This is a genomic window from Streptomyces sp. PsTaAH-137, from assembly GCF_003259365.1.
Classification (GTDB): Bacteria; Actinomycetota; Actinomycetes; order Streptomycetales; family Streptomycetaceae; genus Streptomyces.
Genome location: NZ_QLLY01000001.1, coordinates 30883 through 56524, shown reverse-complemented (window position 1 = coordinate 56524; position 25642 = coordinate 30883). Strand labels below are relative to the sequence as shown.

The window sequence follows — 25642 nt, the reverse complement described above, 5'->3', positions numbered from 1 at the left end:
CTAGCGGGCGCGCTCCACCCGGCGCTCGTCCCAGACGGGCTCCGTGGTCTCGCGGACCTTGCCGTCCGAGCCGAAGACCAGGTAGCGGTCGAAGGCGCGGGCGAACCAGCGGTCGTGGGTGACCGAGAGGACCGTTCCGTCGAAGGACTCCAGGCCCTCCTGGAGGGCTTCGGCCGACTCCAGGTCGAGGTTGTCGGTGGGCTCGTCCAGGAGCAGGGCGGTGGCGCCCTCCAGTTCGAGGAGCAGGATCTGGAAGCGGGCCTGCTGGCCGCCCGACAGCCGCTCGAAGTTCTGCTCGGCCTGGGCCGTCAGCTCGTAGCGGCGCAGCAGGGACATCGCCGCGCCGCGGTCCTTGGCGTGGTCGCGCCAGAGGATGTCGAGCAGCGGTCGGCCCTGGAGTTCGGGGTGGGCGTGGGTCTGGGCGAAGTGGCCGGGGACCACGCGGGCGCCCAGCTTCCAGGCGCCGGTGTGCGCCACCGAGTCGTCGCCGGCCAGCAGGCGCAGGAAGTGGGACTTGCCCGAGCCGTTCGAGCCGAGGACCGCCACGCGTTCGCCGTAGAAGACCTCCAGGTCGAAGGGTTTCATCAGGCCGGTCAGCTCCAGGCCCTGGCAGGTCACGGCGCGCACGCCGGTGCGGCCGCCCTTCAGGCGCATGGTGATGTCCTGCTCGCGCGGCGGCTCGGGCGGCGGGCCCGCCTCCTCGAACTTGCGCAGGCGGGTCTGCGCGGCCGCGTAGCGGGAGGCCATCTCGTGGCTGACCGCGGCGGCCTGCCGGAGGTTGATCACGAGCTTCTTGAGCTGGGCGTGCTTCTCGTCCCAGCGGCGGCGCAGCTCCTCGAAGCGGGCGAAGCGCTCGCGGCGGGCCTCGTGGTACGTGGAGAAGCCGCCGCCGTGCACCCAGGCGTCGGCGCCGCCGGGTCCGGGCTCGACGCTGACGATCTTCTCGGCGGAGCGGGCGAGCAGCTCGCGGTCGTGGGAGACGAAGAGGACCGTCTTGCGGGTCTCGCGGAGCTTCTCCTCCAGCCAGCGCTTGCCGGGGACGTCGAGGTAGTTGTCCGGCTCGTCGAGGAGCAGGACCTCGTCCTGGCCGCGCAGCAGCGCCTCCAGGACCAGGCGCTTCTGCTCACCGCCGGAGAGCGTGCTCACGGCGCGGAACTGGGCCTTGTCGTAGGGGACGCCGAGCGCGGCCATGGTGCACATGTCCCAGAGCGTCTCCGCCTCGTAGCCCTGGACCTCGGCCCAGTCGGCGAGCGCCTGGGCGTAGCTCATCTGCGCGGCCTCGTCGTCGACCGTCATGATCGCGTGCTCGGCCTTGTCGACGGCCTTCGCGGCCTCGCGGAGCCGGGGCTGGGCGACGGAGACGAGCAGGTCACGGACGGTCGTCTCGTCGCGGACCGAGCCGACGAACTGGCGCATCACGCCGAGGCCGCCGCCGACGGTGACGGAGCCGCCGTGCGGCTGGAGCTCGCCGGAGATCAGGCGGAGCAGGGTGGTCTTTCCCGCGCCGTTCGGCCCGACCAGGGCGACGACCGCGCCCTCGCCGACCCGGAAGGAGACGTCGCCGAGCAGCGCCCGCCCGTCCGGCAAGTAGTACTCGAGGTGCGCGGCTTCCAGATGTCCCATGATCCCGCATTGTGGACGCCCGTGCGGGTGACGGGCAAATGAATTGGCAGGCCGGGGCCGGGTGCGGGCCCCGGCACGGGGTAACCGTCGTGACATGTGTGCCGACTTCTTCGCCGACCTCATCTCGCCCGCGCCGTCCGTGACCAAGCCGGGGCCGTCCCTGCGGGGACGCCTCGCCTCCCTCGACCGGCGCGTCTTCGAGTTCGCCGCCGGCTCGAACTGGCCCGGTGCCGAGCGGGTCCTGCCCCGGCTCAGCCGGGCCGCCAACCATGGTGTCCTCTGGTTCGGGATCGGCGGTGCCCTCGCGATGAGCGGGTCGCCGAAGGCCCGCAGGGCCGCCGTGCGCGGCATCGCGTCCCTCGCCGTGGCGTCGGCGACCATCAACACGCTGGGCAAGCGCTCGGTGCGCCGGGCCCGCCCCGTGCTCGACCCGGTGCCGCTGGCCAGGCGGCTGAAGCGGCAGCCGTTCACGACGTCCTTCCCGTCCGGGCACTCGGCGTCGGCCGCGGCCTTCGCGACCGGGGTGGCCCTGGAGTCGCGGGGCTGGGGCGCGGCCATGGCCCCGCTGGCCTTCTCCGTGGCCGCCTCCCGTGTCTACACGGGCGCCCACTTCCCGGGCGATGTCCTGGTGGGCGCCGCGCTCGGGGTGGGTGCCGCCTATGCCGTACGAGGTCTGGTCCCGACGCGCGACCAGATGCCGTCACCGGGGCGCCCGCTGGTGGAGGACGTGCCGGCGCTGCCGGGCGGCGAGGGCCTGGTGATGGTGGTGAACACGAACGCGGGGACGCCGGAGAAGGTGAAGGCGCTGCGGGACGCGCTGCCCGCGGCGGAGTTCGTGGAGTTCACCGGCGGCGATCTCGTGCCGGTGCTCCAGAAGGCCGCGTCGCACGCCCGCGCGCTCGGCATCTCGGGCGGCGACGGCTCGGTGAACACGGCCGCGCGGGTGGCCCTGGAGCACGGGCTGCCGCTGGCGGTGCTGCCCGGCGGCACCCTCAACCACTTCGCGTACGACCTGGGCGTGGAGGACGCGGGCGATCTGGTGCGGGCCGTCCAGGGCGGGGACGCCGTCGCGGTCGACGTGGGGCGCTTCCACTCGGCGGAGACCTCGGGGATCTTCCTCAACACCTTCAGCCTGGGCGCCTACCCGGAGCTGGTCCACGAACGCGAGCGCTGGTCGGCGCGGGTCGGCGGGCGCCTCGCCGATGTGGTGGCCGCCGTGCACGTGCTGCGGCGCGACCATCCGCTGAACGCCCGCATCGGCGGCAGCGACCGGAAGCTGTGGCTGCTGTTCGCGGGCAACTGCACCTACCGCCGGATGGGGCTGACGGCGGGCCGGCGCGCGTCGCTGGCCGACGGACTGCTGGACGTGCGCACGGTCGGCGGCGGCCGGATGCCGAGCCTGCGGCTCCTGGCGGCAGCCCTGTCGGGCCCGCTGTCCCGCTCCCCGTTCCACACGGCGACCCGGATGACCCGGCTGCGGGTGGACGACATCGCCCCGGGCACCCCGCTCGCCTACGACGGTGAAGTGGGCCCGTGCGGACCGATGCTGACCATCGAGAAGGACCACGAGGCGCTGCGCGTGTACCGCCCGCTGACCATACTGTGAGACACGGGTCTCATCATCCGGTTGGCGCGCGTACGGTGAACACATCGCCCGGGGCGTCCGCCCCGGGCGGCAGCCACACCGTGTCGCCCCACCGTGAAGGGATCGGGTCATGTCGCAGGAGACCGCCGTGTACACCCACGGCCACCACGAGTCCGTGCTGCGTTCGCACACCTGGCGCACCGCCGCCAACTCGGCGGCCTACCTCCTCGACTCGGGCGTGATCCGGCCCGACTTCACGATCCTGGACATCGGCTGCGGTCCCGGCACCATCACCGCCGATCTGGCCGAACTGGTGCCGCAGGGGCGGGTGGTCGGCGCCGACATGGCCGAGGGGATCGTGGCGCAGGCGCGGACCACGGCGGCCGAACGGGGCCTGACGAACACGGAGTTCACCACCGCCGACGTGCACGCGCTCCAGTGGGACGACGACACGTTCGACGTGGTGCACGCCCACCAGGTGCTCCAGCACGTCGGCGATCCGGTGCAGGCGCTGCGGGAGATGCGGCGCGTCACGAAGCCGGGCGGGATCGTCGCGGCCCGGGACTCCGACTACGCGGTGTTCTCCTGGTACCCGCGGCTGCCCGGCATGGACGACTGGCTGGACCTGTACCGCCGGGTCGCGCGGGCCAACGGCGGGGAGCCGGACGCCGGCCGCTTCCTCAAGTCGTGGGCCATGGAGGCCGGTTTCGCCCAGGAGGACGTCACGTGCTCGGTGGGCGCGTGGTGTTACGCGACGCCGGACGAGATCGCCTGGTGGAGCGGCCTGTGGGCGGACCGGACCGTCGCCTCCGCGTACGCCGACCGCGCCACGGAGGGCGGGCACGCGACCGCCGATGAACTGGCGGCGGTCTCCGCCACGTGGCGGGAGTGGGGCACGCACGCGGACGCCTGGTTCGCCGTGCCGCACGGCGAGATCCTGGCCCGCAAGTAGCCCTCCCCCGGGGTGGTTCAGGGCGCCACCTGCTGCTCCACCAGGAGGGCGACGGCCGCCGTGAGCGACCCGGCGTCGATCCCGGCTCCGCGCAACTGCTCCCGCGGTGAGGCGGATCCGGGCATCACCCGTACCCCCAGCCGCACGAGCCGGGGCGTCGGGCTCCCGTCCGAGAAGGCCTGGGCGACGGCGTCCCCGAGACCGCCCTCCTCACGGTGGTCCTCCACGGTGATCAGGCACCCGGTGGCCCGCGCGGCCTCCCGCAGCGCACCCCGGTCCACCGACTTCACCGAGTACGCGTCGATCACCCGCACCGGGATCCCGGCCGTCGCCAGTTCATCGGCCGCGGTCAGCGCCTCGTGCACGGTGACCCCGGCGGCGACGAGCGTGACCCGGTCGTCGTCGCCGGAGCGCAGCACCTTGGACCCGCCCACCGGGAACTCCTCGTCCGGCCCGTAGATCACCGGTCCCGCCCCGCGCGACGTCCGCAGGTACCGCACGCCGGTCAGATCGGCCATCCGCCCGACGAGCTGAGCCGTCTGGTTGGCGTCGCACGGGCAGAGCACGGTCGACCCGTGCACGGCCCGGAACATCGCCAGGTCCTCCAGGCCCATCTGGGACGGCCCGTCCTGCCCGATGGCGACGCCCGCGTGCGAGCCGACGAGATTGATCCCGGCCCCGCTGACCGCGGCCATCCGCACGAAGTCGTGCGCCCGGGTCAGGAACGCGCCGAACGTGGTCGCGAACGGCACCCAGCCGCGCGCCGCGAGTCCCACACTGGCGCCGACGAGCTGCTGCTCGGCGATGTAGCACTCGAAGTACCGGTCGGGGTGCTCCTTGGCGAAGAACTCAGCGCGGGTCGAGTCGCCGACCTCCGCGTCGAGCGCGACGACGTCCCCGCGGGCGGAGCCGAGCGCGGCGAGGGCCTCGCCGAAGGCGTCGCGGGTGGCGACCTCGTGACCGACCTCGTAGCGCGGCAGTTCGAGACTGCCGCTGCGCACGAAGTGCAACGCCCGTGCGGCGGGCGGCGCCTGGACGTGCACGCGCGTTCCGTGGTCGCCGCCCAGCTCCTCGACGGCCGCGGCGGCGTCCGGCAGCGGTTTGCCGTGCAGTCCCTCGCGGTCCTCGACGGAGCGCACGCCCTTGCCCTTGATGGTGCGGGCGAGGATCGCGGTGGGCTGCCCGGTGGTGGCGGCGGCCTCGGCGTAGGCGTGGCCGATCTGGGCGCTCTCGTGCCCGTCGATCTCGATGGTGCGCCAGCCGAAGGCGCGGAAGCGGCTCGCGTACGCGTCCAGGTCGTGGCCGTGCCGGGTGGGGCCGCGCTGGCCGAGCCGGTTGACGTCGACGATCAGCGTGAGGTTGTCGAGCTGTTCGTACCCGGCGTGCTCGGCGGCCTCCCACACCGATCCTTCGGCGAGTTCGCTGTCGCCGCACAGGACGTAGACGCGGTAACCGACGCGGTCGAGCCGCTTGCCGGACAGGGCGATGCCGACGCCGACCGGCAGGCCCTGGCCGAGCGAGCCGGTGGCGGTCTCCACCCAGGGCAGCCGCTGGGGCGTCGGATGCCCTTCGAGACGGCTGCCGAGGGTGCGGAAGGTGAGCAGTTCGGCGTCGTCGATGACGCCGGCCGCCTTGTACGCCGCGTACAGCAGGGGCGACGCGTGGCCCTTGGAGAGGACGAAGCGGTCGTTGCCCGGGTGGGCGGGACGTTCGAAGTCGTACCGGAAGTGGCCCGCCAGGAGGACGGCCACCAGATCGGCCGCGGACATCGACGACGTGGGATGCCCGGACCCGGCGGCGTCGGCCGCGCGGACCGAGTCGACCCTCAGCTGCCGCGCCAGGTTCTTCATCTCGGTCGCGGTACGGGCGGGTGCGGACGAGTGCGTGGTCACGTGGATCCTCCATCGGGCGATTCGCTTGACGGGTCGGGGGGCGGGGCCTTGGCGGGGGTGTCGGGCGTCCGCGCGAGTTCGGGTGACGCCGTGTCGAGCGGCACGGACCAGGACCGCACGAGCCCCAACTGGACCGCCTGGCGCGGCAGTACGGCGTCCAGGAGCCAGTCGGCGGCGACCCGGACGCGGTTGCCGGGCAGCGCGGCGAGGTGGTAGCCGCGGGTGACGGCGCCCGCGAGCGGGCCGGACAGCGGGACGCCGAGCGGATAAGCGGCGGCCTGCGCCCCGCCGAGGTCGACGGTGAAGCCGAGGTCCTTGTGCCGGTAGGCGCGCCGCTCGCCGCGGCCGAGGGAGGCGGCGACGTTGATCCCGGCGGTCCGCCCCTGCCGCCAGGCGTGCTGCGCGGTCATCGGGGTGTACTCCCCCGGCCGTTCCAGGTCCGGGACGGCGGCCGCGTCCCCGCAGGCGAACACCTCGGGGTGCCCGGGGACGGTGAGATACGGGTCGACGAGCAGCCGGCCCCGCTCCAGCGGCCTGCCGAGGGCGGCGACGAGCGGATCGGGACGTACGCCGACGCACCACACCAGGGTGCGGGTGCCGACGAACCGCCCGTCGTCGAGGAGCACGCCGTCCGCGGTCGCCTCCTTCACGGAGGTTTCCGTACGCACCTCGACGCCCCGCTCGCGCAGCACGCGGTGCGCGGTGCGCGACAGGTGTTCGTCGAGTTCGGGGAGGAGGCGCGGCGCGATGTCGAGCAGGATCCAGCGCGGCCGCACACCGTGGCGCAGCGGCCGTTTCCGCACCAGGGCGTCGGTCAGCAGCACGCCCTGCGCGGCGACCTCGGTCCCGGTGTAGCCGCCGCCGACCACGACGAAGGTGCAGCGCGCCCGGCACGCGTCGGCGTCGGGCGCGGCGGCGGCCAGCTCGATCTGCCGGGTCACGTGGTCGCGCAGGTACAGCGCCTCGGGCATGCCGCGGAAGCCGTGCGCGTACTCGGCGACACCGGGCACCGGCAGCAGCTTGTTCACGCTGCCGACGGCCAGGACGAGACGGTCGTAGGCGAGCGTGCCGCGCCCGCCCTCGGGATCGGTGTACGAGACGGTCCGTCCGTCGAGATCCACGCCGTCGGCCTCGCCGAGGACGAGGCGGGCGCGCGGCAGCGTCCCGGACAGCGAGACCGTCACCCGGCGCGGTTCCAGGATGCCGGCGGCGACCTGCGGCAGCAGTGGCAGGTAGAGGAAATAGTCGGTGGGATTGAGCAGGGTGACCGCGGCCTCGCGCCGGGCCGCCCGGGTCAGCAGGCGAGCGGCCCGGTACCCGGCGAAGCCGGCACCGACGATCAGGACACGGTCCAAGCGCTCCATGGCGCGCGGGTACCCTGCCCGCGCACCCCGTAACGGCCCGTCGAGACGCCCCACGGCAGCGCTGCCGAAGAGCTGCCGAGAGCTGTTGAACAACTACGGAGGAAGCCCCATGAGCACCGAGCCCGCCCCCGAACAGGCACCCCCCGCCACCGCCGACGACTCCGGTCAGGCCCGCTTCGACCGGGGCCTGGAGACGCTGAACCGGATCAACAGCGACGCGGTCCCCCTCGTCCTGGACTCCCTCGCCGACGTCAGCCCCGAGCTCGCCCGGCAGATCGTCGCCTGGGGCTTCGGCGAGATCTACAGTCGCCCCGCGCTGCCGCCGCGCGACCGCCAGCTGCTCACCCTGGGCATCCTGACGGCTCTGGGCGGCTGTGAACCGCAGCTGGAGGTGCACCTCAACACGGCCCTCAACGTCGGGCTGACCCCCGAGGAGATCGTCGAGGCGCTGCTGCACGCGGCGGGCTACGCCGGTTTCCCACGGGCCCTCAACGCCACCTTCGTGGCCAAGAAGGTCTTCGCCGAGCGCGGCCTGCTGCCCGTGGACCAGAAGTAGCCGAACGCCCCGGGAGGCAGTCGCTCAAGCCGGTTTCCGGTCAACGGAGTTGGTGGCGCGGGCGCGGCAATCATGAAATCGTGGCAAGCCCGAAGAGAGCCGGTCAGAGAGGTGGCACGGGCCAAGCCATGGAGATCCTGGGCACCACGCTGCGCGTCTGCGTCGCCGATCCGGCGATGCTGGAACCGACGGTCACGTTCTACGAGCGCCTGACGGGCAGCAGAGCGATGCGTTTCGAGCGTGGCGGCGTCTCGGTGGCCGCGGTCGGCTGCTTCCTCCTGATGAGCGGCCCCGCGACCGAGCTGGACGTGCTGCGCAAGGTGGCCGCCACGATCGCGGTGCCCGATGTCGACGAGGCGTACGCCCTGCTCACGGCGTCCGGCGCCAAGGTCCTCGCGGGCCCGGTGCCGAGCCCGGGGGGCCGTAATCTCATCGCGCTGCACCCCGACGGATCGGTCTTCGAGTACGTCGACCGGCAGGCGCCCGCCGAAGGGTGAGAGCGGCCCGCCCCACGTATCCTCACCCGGAGCACGACGGGTGAGGATCGCTGGGACGGTGGAGTGGTGCGGGTGACGGCGAGCGGTGGCGGAACACCGGCGGGACAACCGGCCGGGCAGGGGCGTACGTCCTTGAGCGCGCAGGCGCGCGAAGCGCTGCGGCAGCGCATCGTCGACCGCAGGTACCCGATGGGAGCACGCCTCGTCGAGCGCGAGGTCGCCCAGGAGCTGGAGATGTCCCGCGTCCCGGTGCGCGAGGCCCTGCGCGCGCTCGTCGCCGAGGGTCTGCTCGAACTGCTGCCGCACAGCGGTGTCCGGGTCCGCAGCCTGGAGCGGGACGACGTCACGCATCTGTACGAGGTGTGGGAACCCCTCGCCGTCCAGGCGTCGCGGCTCGCGGCCCGCGCGGTGGCGGACGCGGCACCCGGCCGGCCGCCGGGACTCGACGCGCTGCTGGGCTGGCTGGAGCGGGCCGAGCGGGCGGCGGACGACGACGAGGGCACGCACGAGGTGGCCGCGCACACGGCGTTCCACGAGGAGGTGGTGGCCCTCGCCGGCAATCCGCTGCTGTCCCGCACGATGGAGCAGCTGGGCTGGCAGCTTCAGCTGGTGTTCGGGCTGCGCGCGGAACCGGCGCACATGCGGGCCCAGCACGCCGACATGTACCGGCGCATCGCCGCGGGCGACGCGGAGTCGGCCGCGGCGTGCACCCTGCTCCATGTGCGGGACAGCCGCGCGGTGGCCCTGAAGTCCCTCTTCGGCGACGAGGTCTAGGGCCTGTCTCCCTCCTGGGCTCCCGGCCGCATCCGGAAGTCGTGGCGTGCCGGAAGCGGTTCGCCCGGCGCCACCGTCTCCCACAGCTCACCGATCGACTCGGCGCCCTCCCGCAGGTCCGCGACCTCGAACCCGGCGTCGAAGGCGGCCCGCGCCGCCGTCATGTCCCCTTCCGCGGCCAGCAGTCGGGCATCGAGCAGCCGGAACCGTCCCTCCGCACGCGTGCTCTCGTGCAGCCGGGCCCACACCGAACGGGCCGCCTCCACCCGTCCCACCGCCAGCAGCGCCGTGACCGCCTCGCGCCCCAGGGCCGCCGTCGCCGCCACCCACATCTCCCCGTCGTGCCGCCGCTCCGCGCACAGGTCGTCGAAGGCGGCCGCGTACCGGTCGGCGGCACGCTCGGAATGGCCGCCCTCCTCGTCGGCGACCGCCAGGCAACGCAGCAACGGCCATTCGGACGGCGCCAGTTCGAGAGCCCGCTCCCAACTGCGCACGGCCTGCGCCCGGTCGCCCGCGTGCCACTGGGCGACGCCGAGGTGGTACTCGGACAGCGGGCGGGCCGGGGCCGTCTCCAGCATGTCGCGCCAGGCCGGAGCCACCAGGGTCGGTCCGGGCGGGCCGACCCGGCGCTGCTCGGGAAAGTCCCCGCTGTCCAGCAGCTCGCGCCAGGGCGCCTGGGCCTCGCCGAGCGTCGACTCGTCGAACGGCGTACCGGGCAACTTCCAGCCGGTGCGGAGCAGTTCGAGCGCGCCCCAGCCGGAGCCGACGGCGAGCCGGTCGCCGGGTTCGGCGTCGGCGCACGTGGTCAGCCATGCCTCGTGGGCGGCGTCGACGTCGGCCCGCGGCAGGGCCTCCGCGAGGCGCCGCTCGACCTCGTCGGTCACGGCGCCCCACTCCCCGGTCGGCTCGTGCGACGTGCTGAGCGGGCCGTACGCCTCCATCCAGCTGAACTCGCCCTCCGCCTCCAGGCGTACGTGCTCCAGCTGGGTGCGGGCGAGCCCGGCCTGGATCTCGGCGTAGCCCCCGGTGCCGGGTTCGGTCAGCCACTCCTGCCAGCGCCGGCCGCCCGGCCCCGAACCCCACACGAACAGCTTCCGGCCGCGCAGCAGATCGGTCGACGTCTGCACGAGTCCGTGCCCGGTGTCGTCGAGGGCGGCGATCCAGCGGCGCCGCTCGTCCGGCACCTCGTAGAAGTAGTCGGCGGGATAGGTGCTGTTCGACGGGCGGGTGCGGTCCACGCCGTCGTGGTCGGGGACCGGCACGGTGCGCAGGGTGCGCTCGTACCCGAAGTGCCAGGCCTCGTCCGCGGGCACGACCACCCGGCGGTCCTCGGGGACGGCGATGTTGGACCACCAGTACACGGGTGCGGGCTTCTCGTGCGGGTTGCGGACGCGCACGCCCACGTACAGGAAGTCCGAGTCGGCGGGCAGCCACAGGTCCACCTGGAACGGCAGGTCGCGCAGCCGCTCCCACTCCCACAGGCGCAGCATCTCGCCGCCGTCGGGCGCGGTGACGCGGGCGGCGTGCAGGGGCGCGCAGGAGAGGGTGGTGTGGCCGGTCGCGCCGATGTTCCATTCGATCCCGCCGGAGAACCAGGCGCCGTTCAGCGCGAAGTTGGCGGGCTGCAACACCGGGTTGCGATAGAGGAGTTCGCGCTCACTCGGCTTGTGGAAGAGGGAGGCGACGCGGCCGCCGAGGCCGGGGAGCACGGTGACCCGCAGCCGCTCGTTCTCGATCACGATGGCGTCGAGGTCGAGCGGGGCCCGGGCGCGCCCGTACCCGTCGCGTATGCGCTCGGGCAGCACGCTGCGCAGCGGCCGGTAGCCGACCTGGCGCGCCATGTCGAGCGGCAGGCCCGCCCGGGTGCGCTCGTCGAGTTCGTGCGTCTCGTCGAGGGGCCGCATCGGCGGCAGCGGGTTCACGGGGCCCACCGGCGCGCCCGGCAGGGTCAGCACCTCACGGCGGATCTCGGTCATGGGGGGAGCCTCCCGTCGACAGGGGGCGCCGCCCGCCCCGATGACCATGGAACAGCGTCATCGGCGAGCTGGCCAGGGGCTGCTCCGGTCAGGATTGCGCAAAGGCCGCCCGCGCCGATATTCCGGGCGCCTCGCCTCCCGGTCGACGTACGCTGACGGCTTGCCGTCCCGGGCACGGTCCCGGAACCCCGCCGCACGAGGAGCACGACCCGTCATGGCCGAGAACCACACCTACCGCGTCATCGTCCGCGCCACCTTCGACGGCCTCACCGCCGACGCCGGGGAGCGGCTGCTCGCCGAGGCGGCCGAGCACGAGGGCATCGCGGGCATGCGCTTCGGGCCCGAGGGTTCCCTCGCGTACGACCGCACGCTCAAGGCGTTCTCCATGCGGTACGTCATCGAGTCGGACCCGGACGACGGCGACGAGATGGCGGGCGCGCTCGCCGAGGAGAAGGCCGAGGCGTATCTGGCCGAGCGGGGCTACGGGCACGGTGAGCTGCGCTCGACGGTGACCGACATGGACACAATGAAGATCAACCGGAAGTCGAAGTCCCGGTAGCGTCATCGGAGCCGCGCACCATCTCCGCGGTGATCGCCCACCGTTCGTGGTCGCGCCAGGCCCCGTCGATGAAGAGGAAGTCCGGCGAGAACCCTTCGAGCCGGAACCCGGCGCGGCGGGCCAGCGCGATCGAGGCGGTGTTGGCGGACTGCGCGTTGATCTCCAGGCGGTGCAGGCCGAGCGGCCCGAACGCGTGCCGGACCACGAGCGCGAGCCCCTCGGACATCAGCCCGCGCCCGGCGGCGTGCGCGAAGGCGCCGTAGCCGAGGGCGCCGCAGCGGAAGCCGCCGTGCACCACGTTGTTGATGTTGATGAACCCGGCGATGGCCCCGCCGTCCCGCTCGCACACCAGGAAGCCGTGCTTGGCCGGATCGTCGATGAGTCCGCCCGCGTAACGCGCGTAGGCGTCGGCGCTGTCGGGCGGGAAGAGCCAGGGCCGGTGCAGCTCGCGGCTCTCGCGCGAGCGCGCGACGAACTCGTCGGCGTCGGTGAGGGCGAAGGAGCGGATGCCCACCCGGGGGCCCGCTGCCGCGTAAGGGTGATCATCGGTCATCGGCCCAGCTTACGAAGGCGCTAGACGGTCGCCGCCCGGGGGCACTTCTCGCCGTTCTTGACGACGCCGACGCGCACGCCCTCGTCGCCGATCGGGCGTCCGACGGCCGGGTACTGGCTGCACACCTTCCAGCTCATCGGCCACAGCACGTGCCGCTTGTGGCCGCTGACGTCCTTCACGTCGACCCGGGTGCGGTAGTCGACCGTCGAGAAGACGTGCATCAGGCCGCGTCCGCGCAGCTCCGGCATCCGCTGGCCGTCGGCGGCGACGGCGGCGCCCGCCGATACGGTGAGGGCGAGGGCCGCTCCGGCGGTCACGGTCGCCACGCGGCGCCGTACGGCTCGCGTCGGCACGCGCGCCGTCACCTGCGCCCCCGCCGCGCCACGAAGTAGCCGCCGCAGATCCCGCCGATGACCGCGGTGATCAGCAGGGCCAGGTACAGCGGCATGGAGACCTCGGGGATGATCATGCGGATCTTCACGTGCCGGGTGTTCTCGAAGATGAAGATCAGCAGGAGGACGAAGAGGACCAGGATCCCGATCCTGGCCGGCGTGAACGCACTGGAGCCCCCGCTCTTCGCGGTGCTCGCGGTGTCCTTCGGGCTCATCGGTGGTCCTTCCGTCGGTGTCCCCGGAGGCCGTCGCCGCCTCCCCGCCCAGCATGGGCGGGGAGGCGGCGTTCCCGCACCGGCCGAGGGCCCGTACGGGTGACGGACCGCCCCGGCGGCCTACGGGACGACCGGCAGCTCCACCGTCCCGGTGTCCTCGGGGGCGCTGGTGACGGTGACCGGCTTGATCCCCTTGTTGCCGCCGTACGCGTCGTCGCTCGCGGCGATCACGAACTGGATGCGGTGGCCCTGCTCGTAACGGTGCACGATGCCGGGGAGCGTGACGGTGAAGGGCCGGGTGACGTCGGGGACCCGGACGGGTGCGACGAGCCGGTGCACGAGCGTCTTCGTGCCGTCGGGCGCGACGTCGTAGAGCTTCGCGAAGAGGACGAGCTTGTCGGCTGCGTCGCCGGAGTTCTGGACCCGCTCCGTCTTCGGGGAGATCACCTTGAGCGTGGCCTTCGGGGAGCCGACGACGTCGGTCGCCGCGGTCAGCGGCTCGGTGGTCCAGTCGAGGTAGGTGCCCTTGGTGTCGCGCGGGGCCGGGTCGGGCAGGCCGATCGTGCCCGCGAGCGAGGACTCGGAGTGGCTGGTGGGGATGAGCCAGTTGCGGTACTCGCGGCTGCCGCGCGCGACCTCGGCCCGGTGGTCGACCAGCTTGCCGTCGCCGGACAGGTACAGCTTCCGGGTGGGCGCGGGGACGGCGGACGCGGTGCCGTAGGTGTGGTCCGGGTCGCCGATCCAGTCGCGGTAGTAGGCGAAGGCGGGTCCGGTGTCGATGCCCTGCTTCCGCTGGAGGTAGCGGTCGAACCAGGCGAGGACGCGCCGCCCGACGTAGCTGGTCTCCAGGTTCCCCTCGGACAGGTTCAGCTCGCCGGAGGCCGGATCGGTGAGCCCGCCGCTGTGCCCCCACGACTGCCAGATCATCTTCGCCGTCGTGCCCTGCTCGCGGAGGGTGTCGTACGTGGCCGTGGCCTCGTTCAGATTGAACAGGCTGTCCGTCTGGCCCTGGACGAGCAGCGTGGGCGCCTTGACCGTCTTCAGGTACGTCACCGGGGACACGCTGCGCGCGTAGGCGAGCAGGTCGGCCGTCCTGTCGGCCGGGTACGCGCCGGAGTTGAGGGTGCGGATGGTCTCGCAGGCGTCGTCGACGAAGTGCAGACAGGTGAGCTTGTTGATGCGGGAGGGGTCGAGGGACGGCGAGAGCAGGGGCTGGCCCTCGCCGATGAGATAGAACCCGTTGGTCCACTGCCACTTGAAGACGCCGGGGACGGAGCGGTCGGCGGCGTTCTGCGGGTCGAGCGAGTAGGCGAGGTCGTTCCACGTGATGAGCGGGACGAGCGCGTCGACCCGGTGGTCCACGGAGGCCGTGGCCAGCTGGACGGCGCCCCCGTAGGAGCCGCCGATCATGCCGACGCGCGGGTCGCCCTTCTTGTCGGTCGTCACGTAGTCGACGGTGGTGCCGTCGTCGGCGGCGCGGGTGCCGGCCAGGAAGTCGACGAGGGCGGAGGCCGCCTTGCCGTCGATGCGCGGGTCGTCGAGGGAGACCAGGCAGCCGGACTTGCCGAAGCCGAGCCCCGAGTAGGCGAGCCCGACGTAGCCGCGCCGGGCGAAGGCCTTGGCGGTGTCGCCGGTGCTGTCGGACTTGTCGCCGCCGAAGCCGTTCGTGGTGAGCACGGCGGGCGCGGGGTGCTCCGCGTCGGCTCCGGCCGGGCGGTAGAGGTCGGCGTCCACGGTGCAGGTGCGGTCGCCGGTGTCGACGGTGAACTTCAGCGCGGTGACGGTGTACGGGCCGTCGGTCGCGGTCGGCGGTGCCGCGTGGGCCGGGGTGGCGGTCAGGGTCAGCGCGGCCATGGCGCTGGCGCTGGCGAGCAGGGTGGCGCGGGATCTTGGCACGGGGTGACGACCTCCACGGTGACGTTTTACCGACCGGTAAGTACGGGGGCGGGGTCATCGTGTGACGCGTGTCAGTTGGCGGTCAATCCACGTGCACGGGCATTTTCTGTGAAGGGGCTGTGGGGTGATCGCCGTGGCGGGTGCGGTAGTTGGGCGGTGGCCGACCGCGCAGGTTCCCCGCGCCCCGGGGTAGTTCGTTCATCCGCGGCCCGGCGGGGCTTCTCGCGCAGTTCCCCGCGCCCCTGAGTCGTACTTCGACTGACGGCCGGTGGCCGCTTCTCGCGCAGTTCCCCGCGCCCCTGGGCCGTACCCCGTCTGACGGCCGGTGGCCGCTTCTCGCGCAGTTCCCCGCGCCCCTGGGCCGTACCCCGTCTGACGGCCGGTGGCCGCTTCTCGCGCAGTTCCCCGCGCCCCTGGGCCGTACCCCGTCTGACGGCCGGTGGCCGCTTCTCGCGCAGTTCCCCGCGCCCCTGAGGCAGGCGCTTCGCGCCGCCTCCCCTTGAGGCTGCGCTTCGCGCGCCTCCCGATGGGGGCACGGTGGCGCGCCTCTCCTGATGGGGCGGCGGTGGTGCGCCTCTCCTGATGAGATGGCGCACGAAGTGCGCATCTCAGGGGCGCGGGGAACTGCGCGACCAGCCACGACGAGAGGCGCGCGTGACGAACTGGTTTTTGGGGGCGCGGGGAACTGCGCGAGAAGGGGCCACCGGGCCGCACCCCGCGAAAGAGGCTCAGGTCAGGGCCGGGGTGTCCAGCGTCAGCGTGCCCGCGGCGGCGTCCAACTCCCCCGTCACCCCGAACGGAATGGTCAGCGCATCGTCCCCATGGCCGAATCCGAAAGTGTCGAGCACCGGAACCCCGAGCCCCCCGAGCCGATCGGAGAGCAGCACGTCGAGGCCCGGGTCGTCGCACTCGGCCCAGGACCCGAGCAGCACCCCGGAAACCCCGTCGAACCAGCCCGCTCGCAGCAGTTGGGTCAGATACCGGTCGAGCCGGTACGTCTCCTCGCCCACGTCCTCCAGGCACAACAGCCCACCCCGGGCCGAACGCCGAGCGAACGGCGCCCCCAGATCGGCGGCGAGCAGCGCCAGACATCCCCCGAGCGTGACCCCACGAGCGACACCGGGCACCAGCACCCGGCCCCCACCCGGAGCGGCGACGACCCGAACCGTCTCCGGCTCGAAGAGCGTCGCCCGCAGATGCCCTTGCGCCCGGGCACTCTTGAGGAAGTCGGCGGCGGCGACCATGGGCCCGTGCAGCGTGCTCACCCCGAGCCGCACGGCGAACGCCTCGTGCAGCGCGGTGATGTCGCTGTACCCGACGAACACCTTGGGCCGCGCGGCCCGCATCGCCGTCCAGTCGAGCAGGTCGACCATGCGCTGGGCGCCGTAGCCACCCCGGGCGCAGAGCACGGCGTCCACGTCGGGGTCGCACCAGGCGCGCTGGAGGTCGGCGGCGCGGTCGGCGTCGGCGCCCGCGAGGTAGTCGAACCGGCTCTCCACGTCGAGGACATGGGGCGCGACGACCGGATCGAGGTCCCAGCCGCGCAGGATGTCGAGCCCGGCCTGGAGCCGGTCCTCGGGAACCGGCCCGCTCGGCGCGACGACGGCGACGCGAGCGCCGGGAGCGAGCCGGGCCGGGCGGATCAGGGAGTGCGTCACTTGGTCAGCTCCAGGGCCGGAACACCCGTCGGATGCAGGCCGAACACCTGCGCGTACAGGGAGAGTTCGGCCTCCAGGGCGCGGACCATGGTGTCGGCGCGCCGGAACCCGTGGCCCTCGCCCTCGAAGGTGAGGTACGCGTGCGGGACGCGCCGCCCCTCGCCCTCCATCCGGGCGAGGAACCGCTCGCACTGGACCGGCGGGCAGATCACGTCGTCGAGTCCCTGGAGGAGCAGGAACGGGGCGGTGAGCCGGTCGGCATGCTCGGCCGGGGACCGCTCGGCGTACCGGGCGGGGACGTCGGCGAGCGGGCCGATCAGCGTCTCCAGGTACCGGGACTCGAAGTCGTGGGTCTCGCCCTCGGCCCAGCCGGTGAGATCCAGGATCGGATAGCTGATGGTGCCGCAGGCGTAGACGTCCGTGCTGGTCAGGGAGGCGGCGCTGGTCCAGCCGCCGGCGCTGCCGCCGCGGATGGCGAGCCGGCCGCGGTCGGCGGTGCCCTCGTCGGCGAGGGCGAGCGCGACGGCCGCGCAGTCCTCGACGTCGACGACGCCCCACTGCTCGCGCAGCCGGTTGCGGTACTCGCGGCCGTATCCGGTCGAGCCGCCGTAGTTGACCTCGGCGACACCGATGCCGCGCGAGGTGAAGTAGGCGATCTCCAGGTCGAGGACGAGGGGCGCGTGGCCGGTGGGGCCGCCGTGGGCCCAGACGACGTACGGCGGGAGTTCGTCGTCGGGGGCGGCATGGGTGGGGCTGTGCGGCGGATAGATGTGGGCGTGGATGTCGCGTCCGTCGGGGCCCTCGAAGGTGCGGATCTGCGGCTCGGGGTAGTAGGCCGGGTCGACGGGGTCGGTGTGGGCGGAGCCGATCACGCGGGTGCGTCCGGTGCTGGTGTCCAGCTCGACGACCTCGGTTCCGGTGCGCGGGCTGGCGGCGACGCCGATGACCCGGGTGCCGTGCACGGCGAGCGAGGACGCCCAGGCGGTCCAGGGTCCCGCGACGTCGACGACCTCGCCGGTCGCGGGGTCGAGGATGCCGAGCGCGGTGGCGCCGACGCCGTGCACGACGGCGATCAGACCGGCGGCGAGCGGCTTGAACCAGCTCAGCCCGATCTTCCACAGCGGCCCGCCGAACTCCTCCTCGCGGGGACAGAGTCCGTGGGTGGTGGAGAGCAGCGCGGGCCGCCCGGGGGCGGCGCCGGGGGCGGGCCCGGCGGCGATCTCCAGGCGGTACAGGTTCCACCAGCCGCCCCGGTCGCTGGAGAACAGCAGGGCGCCGTCCGGCGCCCACTCCACCTGGCAGACGGATTCCTCGGTGCCGCCCGCGACGGTCCGCGCGGGGCCGAACGTGCCGTCGTCGGTGACCTCCGCGAGCAGCAGGTCCGTGCCGTCCCACGGCATCCGCGGGTGGTCCCAGGCGAGCCACGCGGCGCGCCGGCCGTCGGGCGAGAGCCGGGCGCCGGTGACGAACCGGTGCGCGTCGTCGCCGAGTTCGCGCACCGCGCCGCGGTCCTCGGCGGCCGAGCCGTCGAGCGGCACGGCGGCGATCACGCGCCGCACGTCGCTCGGGCCCTCCCCGGTGAACTCCTCCAGGACGCACCAGACCTCGCCCCGGCCGAGGTGGAGCTGCGGGTCGACCCAGCGCAGGCCGCCGCCGACCGCGGAGACCGGGGTGAGCGGGCGCGGGGCCCGCTCGGGCACGGCGGGCTCGTACGCGTACAGCCGCTGGTCGGCGAAGTTCACGAAGACGAGCAGGGGTCCCTCGGGGCGCTCGGCGCCGGCCCAGGGGCGGCCGCCGTACTCGATGACACGGCTGCGCACGTTCCACGGCGCGGGCAGCACGGACTCCTCCGTGCCGTCCGGCCTGCGGCGCACCAGCGCTCTGCGGCCGCCCTCGGCCGGCCGCGGCTCGGTCCACCAGGCCTCGTCGCCGACGAACCCGACGTACTCGGGCTGCCCGTCGTGCGCGGCGGCCAGTGCCGCGTCCAGCGGCGACGGCCAGGAGCCGTACGCCTGGGTCTGCACCATGTCGTCCCCGCCCCCCATTGGTTCTGAGGCCCCCATGTTCTTCGCGTCCGCCATCTTTTCCTAGTCCGTCTTCTGTTCTTCGGGCTTCTGTTCCTCGGGTTCAGGCCGTCCGCAGGAACCGGTCGAGGACCCGCACGCCGAAGTGCAGTGCCTCCACCGGGACCCGCTCGTCGACGCCGTGGAAGAGCGCCTGGTAGTCGAAGCCCTCGGGGAGCTTGAGCGGGGCGAAGCCGTAGCCGGTGATGCCGAGCCGGGAGAACTGCTTGGCGTCCGTACCGCCCGACATGCAGTACGGGACAACGTGCCCCTCGGGGGCGAACGCCTCTACCGCGGCACGCATGGTGCGGTACGTGGGTGAGTCCACCGGTGCCTGGAGGGCCACCTCCCGGTGGTGATACTCCCAGTCGACGTCCGGTCCTGTGAGCATGTCGAGGGTCGCCCGGAACTCGTCCTCGGTACCCGGCAGATAGCGGCCGTCGACGTGCGCGGTGGCCTCGCCCGGAATCACGTTGATCTTGTATCCGGCGGACAGCATCGTCGGGTTGCTGCTGTTGCGCACGGTCGGCGCGACGAGGTCGGCGGCCGGGCCGAGCGCGGCCAGCAGCGCCTCCACGTCGAAGCCGGGCGCGTCGAACTCCGGGGCGGGGATGCCGTACACGGCGGCCATCTCGGCGAGGGCCGCGCGCACGGTCGGGGTGAGCCGCAGCGGCCACTCGTGGTCGCCAATGCGGGCGACGGCGGCGGCGAGCCGGGAGACCGCGTTGGCCCGGTTCACCTTGGAGCCGTGGCCCGCCTTGCCGCGTGCGGTGAGCTTCAGCCAGCCGGTGCCGCGCTCCCCCGCCGCGATCGGGTAGAGCTGCGTGCCCCGCCCGTCGTGGAAGGTGAAGGCGCCGGACTCGCTGATGCCCTCGGTGCAGCCCTCGAAGAGATCGGCGTGCTGGTCGGCGAGGAACCCCGAACCGTCCTCGGCGCTGGCCTCCTCGTCGGCCGTGAAGGCGATGACGATGTCCCGCCGCGGCCGGAATCCGACGCGGGCCCATTCCCGTACGGTCGCGAGGATCATCGCGTCCATGTTCTTCATGTCGACCGCGCCGCGGCCCCACACCACGCCGTCGCGGATCTCGCCGGAGAACGGGTGCACGCTCCAGTCGGCGGCCTCGGCCGGTACGACGTCCAGGTGGCCGTGGACCAGAAGGGCGTCGGCGGTCGGGTCGGTGCCCTCGATCCGGGCGACGACATTGCCGCGGCCGGGCGTGCGCTCCAGGATCGTCGGCCGCAGGCCCGCCTCGGCCAGCTTGGCGGCCGCGTACTCGGCGGCGGGGCGCTCCTTGCAGTCGCCGCCGCCACGGTTCGTGGTGTCGATGCGGATCAGCTCGGAGGTGAAGGTGACCACCTCGTCGAGGGCCTGCCGGCTCACGTCGGCGGCCAGGGTCTGCTGCTCAGCCATACTGCTCCTCCACCGCGGCCGAGGCGATCGTGGTGACCGCCTTGAAGGTGCGGATGCCCTCGTACATGGTCTCGTGGGTGTATGCGATCCTGCGCTCGCCGACGCGCTCCACGCCCGGCACGACGGTCGACGCCATGGCGAGGTGCTCGGCGTCGAACTCGACCTCGACGGTGAACGGGCCGCCCCGCACCGGCTCGTGACGCACCGCCAGCGATGCTGCGTCCTTGGCGGCGGCCCGGATGTCGGAGGCCGTCCGCGCCGGGGTGCGGCACACCGCCGCGTACCGGGAGACGTGGTCCTTGACGGCGACCTTGCGGGCCTCGGGCGCATAGCCGAGCGCGTCGTCGCAGGCGTGGTCGTCGCCGGTGACGAGGACGACGGGGACGCCGTACTCGGCCACCACGTGCGCGTTCAGCAAGCCTTCGCTCGCGCGCGCGTCGTTCACCCACACGCCCGTGATCTGGTTCGCCAGATAGGTGTGGGCGAGGACGCCCTCCATGCCGGCGCCCGCGTGGTAACCGATGAACGCGATGCCGTCGACGTCGCCGTGCTGGACGCCCTCCACCATGGAGAGCGACTTGTGGCGGCCCGTCAGCATCTCGGCCCGCTCGTCGAGCCGCTCGAGCAGGAGATTGCGCATCGTCCAGTGCGCTTCGTTGATGAGCACCTCGTCGGCGCCGCCGTCGAAGAAGCCGAGCACCGCCGCGTTCACGTCCGAGGTGAACATCGAGCGGCAGCGCTCCCACTGCGGTGTGCCCGGCAGGACGTCCGCAGGCCAGGTCACACCGGTCGCGCCCTCCATGTCGGCGCTGATGAGGATCTTCATGCCCTGCACCGTACGCGGATCCGGGCACGGCTCACCAGACCTGTGGATAACTCCCAGGGGTATAGACCAATGTCTCACCCATGAGGCGGTGTTCTGCCTCGTCAGAAGCCCGGGCGGCCTTCGGGGGCCAGCATCCGTACGAGTGCGTCGATGAGCGCGCCGTGCCAACAGGCGTAGTCGTGACCGCCGTTGAACTCCTCCAGCGTCACCCGGTGTCCGGACCCGGCCAGCGTCTCGTACATCGCGCGGCAGTAGCCCACCATCGGGCCCTCGTGGAGGCCCACGTCGAGGTGCACGGTGAGGTCGCGGGGCGCGGCCTCCGCGTAGCGCTCCACGAGCCAGGGGACGCCGACGACCGGGGTCTGCGGCACGCCGCCGGTGGTGGGCAGGCCAGGGTGCCACCACAGGGAGGGCGACTGGGCCAGGACGTTGCCGAACCGTTCGGCCCGCACCAGGCCCGCGTACAGGGCGGTCAGCCCGCCGAGGCTCTGGCCCGCGACGACGGTGCGGCCCGGGTCGGTGGTGAGCGGCCAGCGCCCGGCGGCCCAGGGCAGCAGGTCGTCGGCGAGGAAGGTGACGTAGGAGTCGCGGCCGCCCATCTCGCGCCAGCGCGTGGCGTTGTCGACGGAGTCGGGGGCGAGGACGATCAGCGGCGGCAGGGTGCCGTCGGCGATCAGCCGGTCCAGGGAGTCCCGCAGGCCCAGGCCGTCGCCGCCGCCGAGCCACATGTCGCCGTCGCCGAGGACCACGACGGGCAGATCGCGTCCCGTGGGCGCGGGCGGCAGGTAGACCCAGACGTCACGCTCGCCGCCGAGCGCCGGGCTGTCCAGGCGATGCCGCTCGACCCGCCCCCGGGGCACCCGGCGCGCGCGGCTCTCCCAGCGGCGCACCGGCGCGTCCGGCAGCGCGAAGACGGAGCAGTCGTGACCGCCCCAACGGGTGGGGATGGTGCGGGGGTTGAGCGGGTCGGGTCCGGCGTACTGCTGGAGCGTGCGCAGGAACTGCTGGAGCCGGCCGGGGTCGGCGGGCGGCTCACCGGCCGAGACGTCGGCGGCGATCCGGTAGGCGCCGCGGTGGTCGGCGCGCAGCCGGAAGCCGAGGTGCCAGATGTCGGTGCCGGGGATGTGGTGCAGCAGGGCGTCGGCGAGGCGGGCGCGGTCGACGAGGCGGTTGCTGAACAGCAGGACGTGCCGGGTCGCCCGGTGGCCGCGGTACAGGAACGTGAGGGTGTGGTGGCCGGGCTCGTTCTCGATCGGCTCGATCAGGGGCGCGCCGAGCCGGGCGACTCCGGCCCAGAAGGCGTCGACGAGTTCGGCGCGGCGGGTTTCGTCGGCGCCTTCCGGCGCCGCCAGGTCGTCGAGGAGGCGGCTGATGCGGGGGCCTACGGCCGGTCGCGGTCTGACCTGCTCCGGGACCCATTCGAGGTCGGACGCCACCGCGGGCATGGCCATTCTCCCGTACCACCTTCCGCACAACTTAGCTTAGCCTCACCTAAACTATCACCGGCTACCGAAAAGCCGCGGACGCGTCTGCTCATGAACCGAGCAGATGCGTCCGCGGCTTTCGTCGTGGCTGGTCGCGCCCACGCGGCGGAGCCGCACATCGATACAGCCCCGCGCCCCTGACGGGGCGCTAGTCCTCGTGGCCGAGTTGAAGGTCGCGCTCGGTGCGGCCGCCGCCGGCGACCTGGAGAACCGTGGCCACCGGCGGATACCCGGCGGCGATGACCGTGTACTCGCCGGACGAGAGGTCGACGAAGCGGAACGTGCCGTCGGCGCCCGTGGTCAGCGTGTCGACGACATTGCCCGCGGCGTCGAGCAGGGTGACCCGGGCCTCCTCCACCGGACGCCCGCCACCCGCGCGCACCGTGCCGCGCAGCACCGCGCCGCCGGCCAGTTCCACGTCCTGCCGGGTCTCGCGGGAGGCCATGACGGTGACGGGGAGCGCGGCGGGCCGGTACGCGGGGGCGCTGGCGGCCAGCGTGTACTCCCCCGCGACCAGCTCGGTGATGACGTAGCCGCCCTCGCGGCCGCTGCGGGTGGTGGAGACGACCTCGCCGTGCACGTTCGTCAGGGTCACGGTCGCGTCCCGGACGGGCGTGCCGTCCGCGGTGACGACGGAGCCCGCGAGACGTCCGGCGCCGCCGAGGACGACATCGAGCTCGACGGGCCGCTCGCCGACGGTCACCGTGACGGCCTGCGGCTGGTGGCCGCCCGCCGCCGCGATCAGGACGTAGCTCCCGGCGCCGGGCGTCGACAGGGCGTAGCGGCCGTCCTCACCGCTCGCGCCGCGCCCGATCTGGGTGCCGCCGACGTCGATGAGGGTGAGCGCGGCGCGTGGCACGACCGTGCCGTCGGGGTGCTGCACGGTGCCGCACACCGGGACACCGGCGGCGTGCGCCAGGGGCCGCTCCTGCGCGGGAACGGCGGCCGGGACGACGGGCTGCGGGGACGGGGAGGGAGCGGCACTGGACAACAGCGGGGTCTCCTTGAGGAAGAAGGCGAGGACCAGGCCGAGGACCAGGACCGGCACCAGGTAGAGGAAGATCCGGGGCATCGCGTCGGCGTACGCCTCGATGTACGGGGTGCGCAGCGCCGGCGGCATCGCGTGCACGAGCTGCGGAGTGATGGACTCGGCGTCGGGCAGGTCGCCGCCGCGCGGCAGCCGGTCGGCGAGCGCGTCGCCGAGCCGGTTGGCGAAGAGGGTGCCGAAGATCGCGGCGCCGACGCTGCCGCCGATCTGCCGGAAGTAGTTGTTGGCGCTGGTCGCCGTGCCGAGGTCGGACGCGCGGACCGAGTTCTGCACGGCGAGCACGAGCACCGGCATGATGAGGCCGATCCCGGCGCCGAGCACGGCCATGTAGACGCTGTACTCCAGGCGCGGGGTGTCGACCTCGAGACGGGACAGCAGGAACATGCCGAGGGTCGACAGGGCGCCGCCGAGGATCGGGTAGATCTTGTAGCGGCCGGTGTGGCTGATGAGCTGTCCCGAGATGATCGAGGCGCCGACGACGCCGCCCATCATCGGGAGCATCAGCAGGCCGGACTCGGTGGCGGTGGCGCCGTCGACCATCTGCAGGAAGGTCGGCAGGTAGCTGGCCGCGCCGAAGAGCGCGACGCCGACGACCATGCCGACCAGCCCGCTGAGGTTGAAGACCGAGTCGCGGAACAGCCGCAGCGGGATCAGCGGTTCGGCCGCGTACTTCTCGGCGACGACGAACAGCGCGCACGACACGACGGCCCCGGCGCCGAGCCCGATGATGACCTTGTCGCCCCACGCGTACTCCGTGCCGCCCCAACTGGTCAGCAGCACCAGGCAGGTCGACGCGGCGGCGAGCAGCAGCGCGCCGAGGACGTCGAGGCGTCCCCGCTTCGTGGGCTTGGGCAGCTTGAGGACCACGGCCGTCACGGCGAGGGTGACGAGACCGAAGGGGACGTTGATGTAGAAGCACCAGCGCCAGGAGAGGTGGTCGGTGAAGTAGCCGCCGAGCAGCGGGCCCGCGACCGAGGCGAGGCCGAACGCGGCGCCGATCAGGCCCATGTAGCGCCCGCGTTCGCGCGGCGGCACGATGTCGCCCATGATCGCCTGGACGCCGATCATGAGACCGCCCGCGCCGACGCCCTGGAGGGCGCGGTACGCGATGAGCTGGTCCATGTTCTGCGCGCGGCCCGCGAGCGCGGAGCCGATGACGAAGACGGCGATGGCGAACTGGAAGACGCCCTTGCGGCCGAAGAGGTCGCCGAGCTTTCCGTAGATCGGCAGGCCGATGGTGGACGTCAGCAGGTAGGCGGTGATCGCCCAGGACATCTTGTCGAGGCCGTGCAGCTCGCCGACGATCTTCGGCAGCGCGGTGGCGACGATCATCTGGTCGAGGGCGGCGAGCAGCAGCGCCAGCATCAGTCCGACGAAGACCATGCGCACGCGGCTCGGGCTGAGACCGTGGGCGGGCAACTGCGGTGCGGCCGCCGCCGGTTGAGGCTCCGCCGGGAGATCGGTCACCGGCGGCTCGGGGGCGGCGCGCCGCTCCCCGGCCGCCTCGGTCACCAGCGTCGTCGTGCCCACCTGCAGCTCCCCTCGTCACTCTTGCGCGCCCATTTCTCGCATTGCGCGACAACGGGGAGCAAGCGCGACGAATCGCTGTTCAGACGGACTTGAAGGACGTATGCGCCGGTCGGAGCCCTACGGCGTACAACCGGCGCGAAACGAGAACCACTCGAATCGGTGAGCACCGCACACACATGCACGTGCCCGCCGCGACGGGTGCGTGAGCGGGTGGGTTACTTCTCGACCTCGGCGGCCAGGTTGGCGAGCAGGGCGTCGTAGATGCGGCCGAGTCCCTTGGGGGCGAAGGTCTTCTCGAAGAAGCCGCCGATGCCGCCCGCGCCGTTCCACACCGTCGAGACGGCGACGCGGGACCTGCCCTCGCCGGCCGGGGTGACGCGCCAGGTCGTCACCATCGACGAGTTCCGGTCCTTCTCCACGAGCTCACCCTCGGTCGGCTCGCTCACGTCGAGCAGGCAGTCGCGGACGCGCTTGCTGGTGGCCTGGAGCTTCCAGTGCACGACCGTGCCCGCGCCGTCGCCGCCCTCCTGCACCTCGTACTCGCTGAAGTGCTCGGGGAGCAGCTTCTGACGGGTGCCGCTGTAGTCGGCGAGGGCGTCGAACACATCGTCCGGCTTCGCGGTGACGACCCGCTCCGTGGTGGCCTCGACCTGCGCCATGACTCTTCCTCCAGCACTTGGTTCTTCCGGGTCCTGCACGAGTGGTGCCAAGCCAACCACCCCGCCCGCCAGCCGCCAAAATCGGGGTTCGCACGATCAAGGGAACATGTGTTCTATTCTGTGGCCAGT

At 73.0% G+C, this 25642-nt stretch carries 21 protein-coding genes; 6 read left to right on the top strand and 15 right to left on the bottom strand.

The features are described from left to right. The gene (locus tag K377_RS00245; protein WP_111660996.1) at nucleotides 1-1623 is read right to left on the bottom strand and encodes an ABC-F family ATP-binding cassette domain-containing protein; all 1623 of its coding nucleotides are present in this window, start codon (nucleotides 1621-1623) and stop codon (nucleotides 1-3) included. A gap of 94 nt (nucleotides 1624-1717) precedes the next feature. Between K377_RS00245 and K377_RS00240 the strand changes: the two genes are divergently transcribed. After that, nucleotides 1718-3229 carry a bifunctional phosphatase PAP2/diacylglycerol kinase family protein gene (locus K377_RS00240; protein WP_111660995.1) on the top strand — a complete coding sequence of 504 codons (1512 nt, stop codon included), beginning with the start codon at nucleotides 1718-1720 and terminating at the stop codon, nucleotides 3227-3229. A gap of 109 nt (nucleotides 3230-3338) precedes the next feature. Then, nucleotides 3339-4160, top strand: a complete 822-nt coding sequence (locus K377_RS00235) for a class I SAM-dependent methyltransferase (RefSeq protein ID WP_111660994.1) — start codon at nucleotides 3339-3341, stop codon at nucleotides 4158-4160. Nucleotides 4161-4177: 17 nt separating this feature from the next. On the opposite strand, the gene K377_RS00230 is transcribed toward K377_RS00235, so the two are convergent. Both K377_RS00230 and K377_RS00225 read right to left on the bottom strand, forming a co-directional pair. Further along, nucleotides 4178-6010, bottom strand: coding sequence for a transketolase (locus K377_RS00230; protein WP_111661579.1), 1833 nt, complete (start codon nucleotides 6008-6010; stop codon nucleotides 4178-4180). Nucleotides 6011-6048: 38 nt separating this feature from the next. After that, nucleotides 6049-7416, bottom strand: coding sequence for an NAD(P)/FAD-dependent oxidoreductase (locus tag K377_RS00225; RefSeq protein WP_111660993.1), 1368 nt, complete (start codon nucleotides 7414-7416; stop codon nucleotides 6049-6051). A gap of 109 nt (nucleotides 7417-7525) precedes the next feature. On the opposite strand from K377_RS00225, the gene K377_RS00220 reads away from it, so the two are divergent. The 3 genes from K377_RS00220 (at nucleotide 7526) to K377_RS00210 (ending at nucleotide 9243) form a co-directional block, all read left to right on the top strand. Next, a complete protein-coding gene (locus K377_RS00220; protein WP_111660992.1) occupies nucleotides 7526-7972 on the top strand; it encodes a carboxymuconolactone decarboxylase family protein in 447 nt (148 codons plus the stop codon). 128 nt (nucleotides 7973-8100) lie between these two features. Beyond that, nucleotides 8101-8469 (top strand): VOC family protein, encoded by a 369-nt coding sequence (locus K377_RS00215; RefSeq protein WP_111660991.1) that lies wholly within the window; start codon nucleotides 8101-8103, stop codon nucleotides 8467-8469. A gap of 72 nt (nucleotides 8470-8541) precedes the next feature. After that, complete coding sequence (locus tag K377_RS00210) at nucleotides 8542-9243, top strand: GntR family transcriptional regulator (protein ID WP_258394938.1); 702 nt, start codon at nucleotides 8542-8544, stop codon at nucleotides 9241-9243. On the opposite strand, the gene K377_RS00205 is transcribed toward K377_RS00210, so the two are convergent. Then, the gene (locus K377_RS00205) at nucleotides 9240-11219 is read right to left on the bottom strand and encodes a DUF5107 domain-containing protein (protein ID WP_111660989.1); all 1980 of its coding nucleotides are present in this window, start codon (nucleotides 11217-11219) and stop codon (nucleotides 9240-9242) included. The genes K377_RS00210 and K377_RS00205 overlap by 4 nt on opposite strands. A gap of 214 nt (nucleotides 11220-11433) precedes the next feature. Between K377_RS00205 and K377_RS00200 the strand changes: the two genes are divergently transcribed. Further along, the gene (locus K377_RS00200; protein WP_111660988.1) at nucleotides 11434-11778 is read left to right on the top strand and encodes a DUF6204 family protein; all 345 of its coding nucleotides are present in this window, start codon (nucleotides 11434-11436) and stop codon (nucleotides 11776-11778) included. On the opposite strand, the gene K377_RS00195 is transcribed toward K377_RS00200, so the two are convergent. The 11 genes from K377_RS00195 to K377_RS00145 all read right to left on the bottom strand — a co-directional run bounded on the left by K377_RS00195 (nucleotide 11753) and on the right by K377_RS00145 (nucleotide 25513). Further along, nucleotides 11753-12331 carry a GNAT family N-acetyltransferase gene (locus K377_RS00195; RefSeq protein ID WP_111660987.1) on the bottom strand — a complete coding sequence of 193 codons (579 nt, stop codon included), beginning with the start codon at nucleotides 12329-12331 and terminating at the stop codon, nucleotides 11753-11755. The genes K377_RS00200 and K377_RS00195 overlap by 26 nt on opposite strands. Before the next feature lie 20 nt (nucleotides 12332-12351). Beyond that, nucleotides 12352-12684 carry a hypothetical protein gene (locus K377_RS00190; protein ID WP_111660986.1) on the bottom strand — a complete coding sequence of 111 codons (333 nt, stop codon included), beginning with the start codon at nucleotides 12682-12684 and terminating at the stop codon, nucleotides 12352-12354. Nucleotides 12685-12692: 8 nt separating this feature from the next. Next, nucleotides 12693-12938, bottom strand: coding sequence for a LapA family protein (locus tag K377_RS00185; protein ID WP_111660985.1), 246 nt, complete (start codon nucleotides 12936-12938; stop codon nucleotides 12693-12695). Nucleotides 12939-13058: 120 nt separating this feature from the next. Beyond that, the gene (locus tag K377_RS00180) at nucleotides 13059-14792 is read right to left on the bottom strand and encodes a CocE/NonD family hydrolase (protein WP_111660984.1); all 1734 of its coding nucleotides are present in this window, start codon (nucleotides 14790-14792) and stop codon (nucleotides 13059-13061) included. Between the two features lie 770 nt (nucleotides 14793-15562). Continuing rightward, nucleotides 15563-16492, bottom strand: coding sequence for an LD-carboxypeptidase (locus tag K377_RS00175; RefSeq protein ID WP_161195158.1), 930 nt, complete (start codon nucleotides 16490-16492; stop codon nucleotides 15563-15565). Further along, nucleotides 16489-18519, bottom strand: coding sequence for a prolyl oligopeptidase family serine peptidase (locus K377_RS00170; protein ID WP_237551852.1), 2031 nt, complete (start codon nucleotides 18517-18519; stop codon nucleotides 16489-16491). Before K377_RS00170 ends, K377_RS00175 begins: the two co-directional genes overlap by 4 nt. Before the next feature lie 100 nt (nucleotides 18520-18619). Beyond that, a complete protein-coding gene (locus K377_RS00165) occupies nucleotides 18620-19966 on the bottom strand; it encodes a M20/M25/M40 family metallo-hydrolase (RefSeq protein WP_111660982.1) in 1347 nt (448 codons plus the stop codon). Beyond that, the gene (locus K377_RS00160; protein ID WP_111660981.1) at nucleotides 19959-20792 is read right to left on the bottom strand and encodes a M55 family metallopeptidase; all 834 of its coding nucleotides are present in this window, start codon (nucleotides 20790-20792) and stop codon (nucleotides 19959-19961) included. The genes K377_RS00165 and K377_RS00160 overlap by 8 nt, the downstream gene beginning before the upstream one ends. Nucleotides 20793-20893: 101 nt before the next feature. Then, on the bottom strand, nucleotides 20894-22243 hold the full coding sequence (fes, locus tag K377_RS00155; protein WP_237551851.1) for an enterochelin esterase: 1350 nt from the start codon (nucleotides 22241-22243) through the stop codon (nucleotides 20894-20896). A gap of 181 nt (nucleotides 22244-22424) precedes the next feature. After that, on the bottom strand, nucleotides 22425-24854 hold the full coding sequence (locus K377_RS00150; RefSeq protein WP_111660980.1) for an MFS transporter: 2430 nt from the start codon (nucleotides 24852-24854) through the stop codon (nucleotides 22425-22427). A gap of 215 nt (nucleotides 24855-25069) precedes the next feature. Beyond that, the gene (locus K377_RS00145) at nucleotides 25070-25513 is read right to left on the bottom strand and encodes an SRPBCC family protein (RefSeq protein ID WP_111660979.1); all 444 of its coding nucleotides are present in this window, start codon (nucleotides 25511-25513) and stop codon (nucleotides 25070-25072) included. Between the last annotated feature and the right edge of the window lie 129 nt (nucleotides 25514-25642).

Coding starts and splice junctions, on each gene's coding strand:
- K377_RS00245 (WP_111660996.1), bottom strand. CDS start 1,623: ATGGGACATCTGGAAGCCGCGCACCTCGAGTACTACTTGCCGGACGGG.
- K377_RS00240 (WP_111660995.1), top strand. CDS start 1,718: ATGTGTGCCGACTTCTTCGCCGACCTCATCTCGCCCGCGCCGTCCGTG.
- K377_RS00235 (WP_111660994.1), top strand. CDS start 3,339: ATGTCGCAGGAGACCGCCGTGTACACCCACGGCCACCACGAGTCCGTG.
- K377_RS00230 (WP_111661579.1), bottom strand. CDS start 6,010: ATGAAGAACCTGGCGCGGCAGCTGAGGGTCGACTCGGTCCGCGCGGCC.
- K377_RS00225 (WP_111660993.1), bottom strand. CDS start 7,416: ATGGAGCGCTTGGACCGTGTCCTGATCGTCGGTGCCGGCTTCGCCGGG.
- K377_RS00220 (WP_111660992.1), top strand. CDS start 7,526: ATGAGCACCGAGCCCGCCCCCGAACAGGCACCCCCCGCCACCGCCGAC.
- K377_RS00215 (WP_111660991.1), top strand. CDS start 8,101: ATGGAGATCCTGGGCACCACGCTGCGCGTCTGCGTCGCCGATCCGGCG.
- K377_RS00205 (WP_111660989.1), bottom strand. CDS start 11,219: ATGACCGAGATCCGCCGTGAGGTGCTGACCCTGCCGGGCGCGCCGGTG.
- K377_RS00200 (WP_111660988.1), top strand. CDS start 11,434: ATGGCCGAGAACCACACCTACCGCGTCATCGTCCGCGCCACCTTCGAC.
- K377_RS00195 (WP_111660987.1), bottom strand. CDS start 12,331: ATGACCGATGATCACCCTTACGCGGCAGCGGGCCCCCGGGTGGGCATC.
- K377_RS00185 (WP_111660985.1), bottom strand. CDS start 12,938: ATGAGCCCGAAGGACACCGCGAGCACCGCGAAGAGCGGGGGCTCCAGT.
- K377_RS00180 (WP_111660984.1), bottom strand. CDS start 14,792: ATGGCCGCGCTGACCCTGACCGCCACCCCGGCCCACGCGGCACCGCCG.
- K377_RS00170 (WP_237551852.1), bottom strand. CDS start 18,519: ATGGTGCAGACCCAGGCGTACGGCTCCTGGCCGTCGCCGCTGGACGCG.
- K377_RS00165 (WP_111660982.1), bottom strand. CDS start 19,966: ATGGCTGAGCAGCAGACCCTGGCCGCCGACGTGAGCCGGCAGGCCCTC.
- K377_RS00160 (WP_111660981.1), bottom strand. CDS start 20,792: ATGAAGATCCTCATCAGCGCCGACATGGAGGGCGCGACCGGTGTGACC.
- fes (WP_237551851.1), bottom strand. CDS start 22,243: ATGGCCATGCCCGCGGTGGCGTCCGACCTCGAATGGGTCCCGGAGCAG.
- K377_RS00145 (WP_111660979.1), bottom strand. CDS start 25,513: ATGGCGCAGGTCGAGGCCACCACGGAGCGGGTCGTCACCGCGAAGCCG.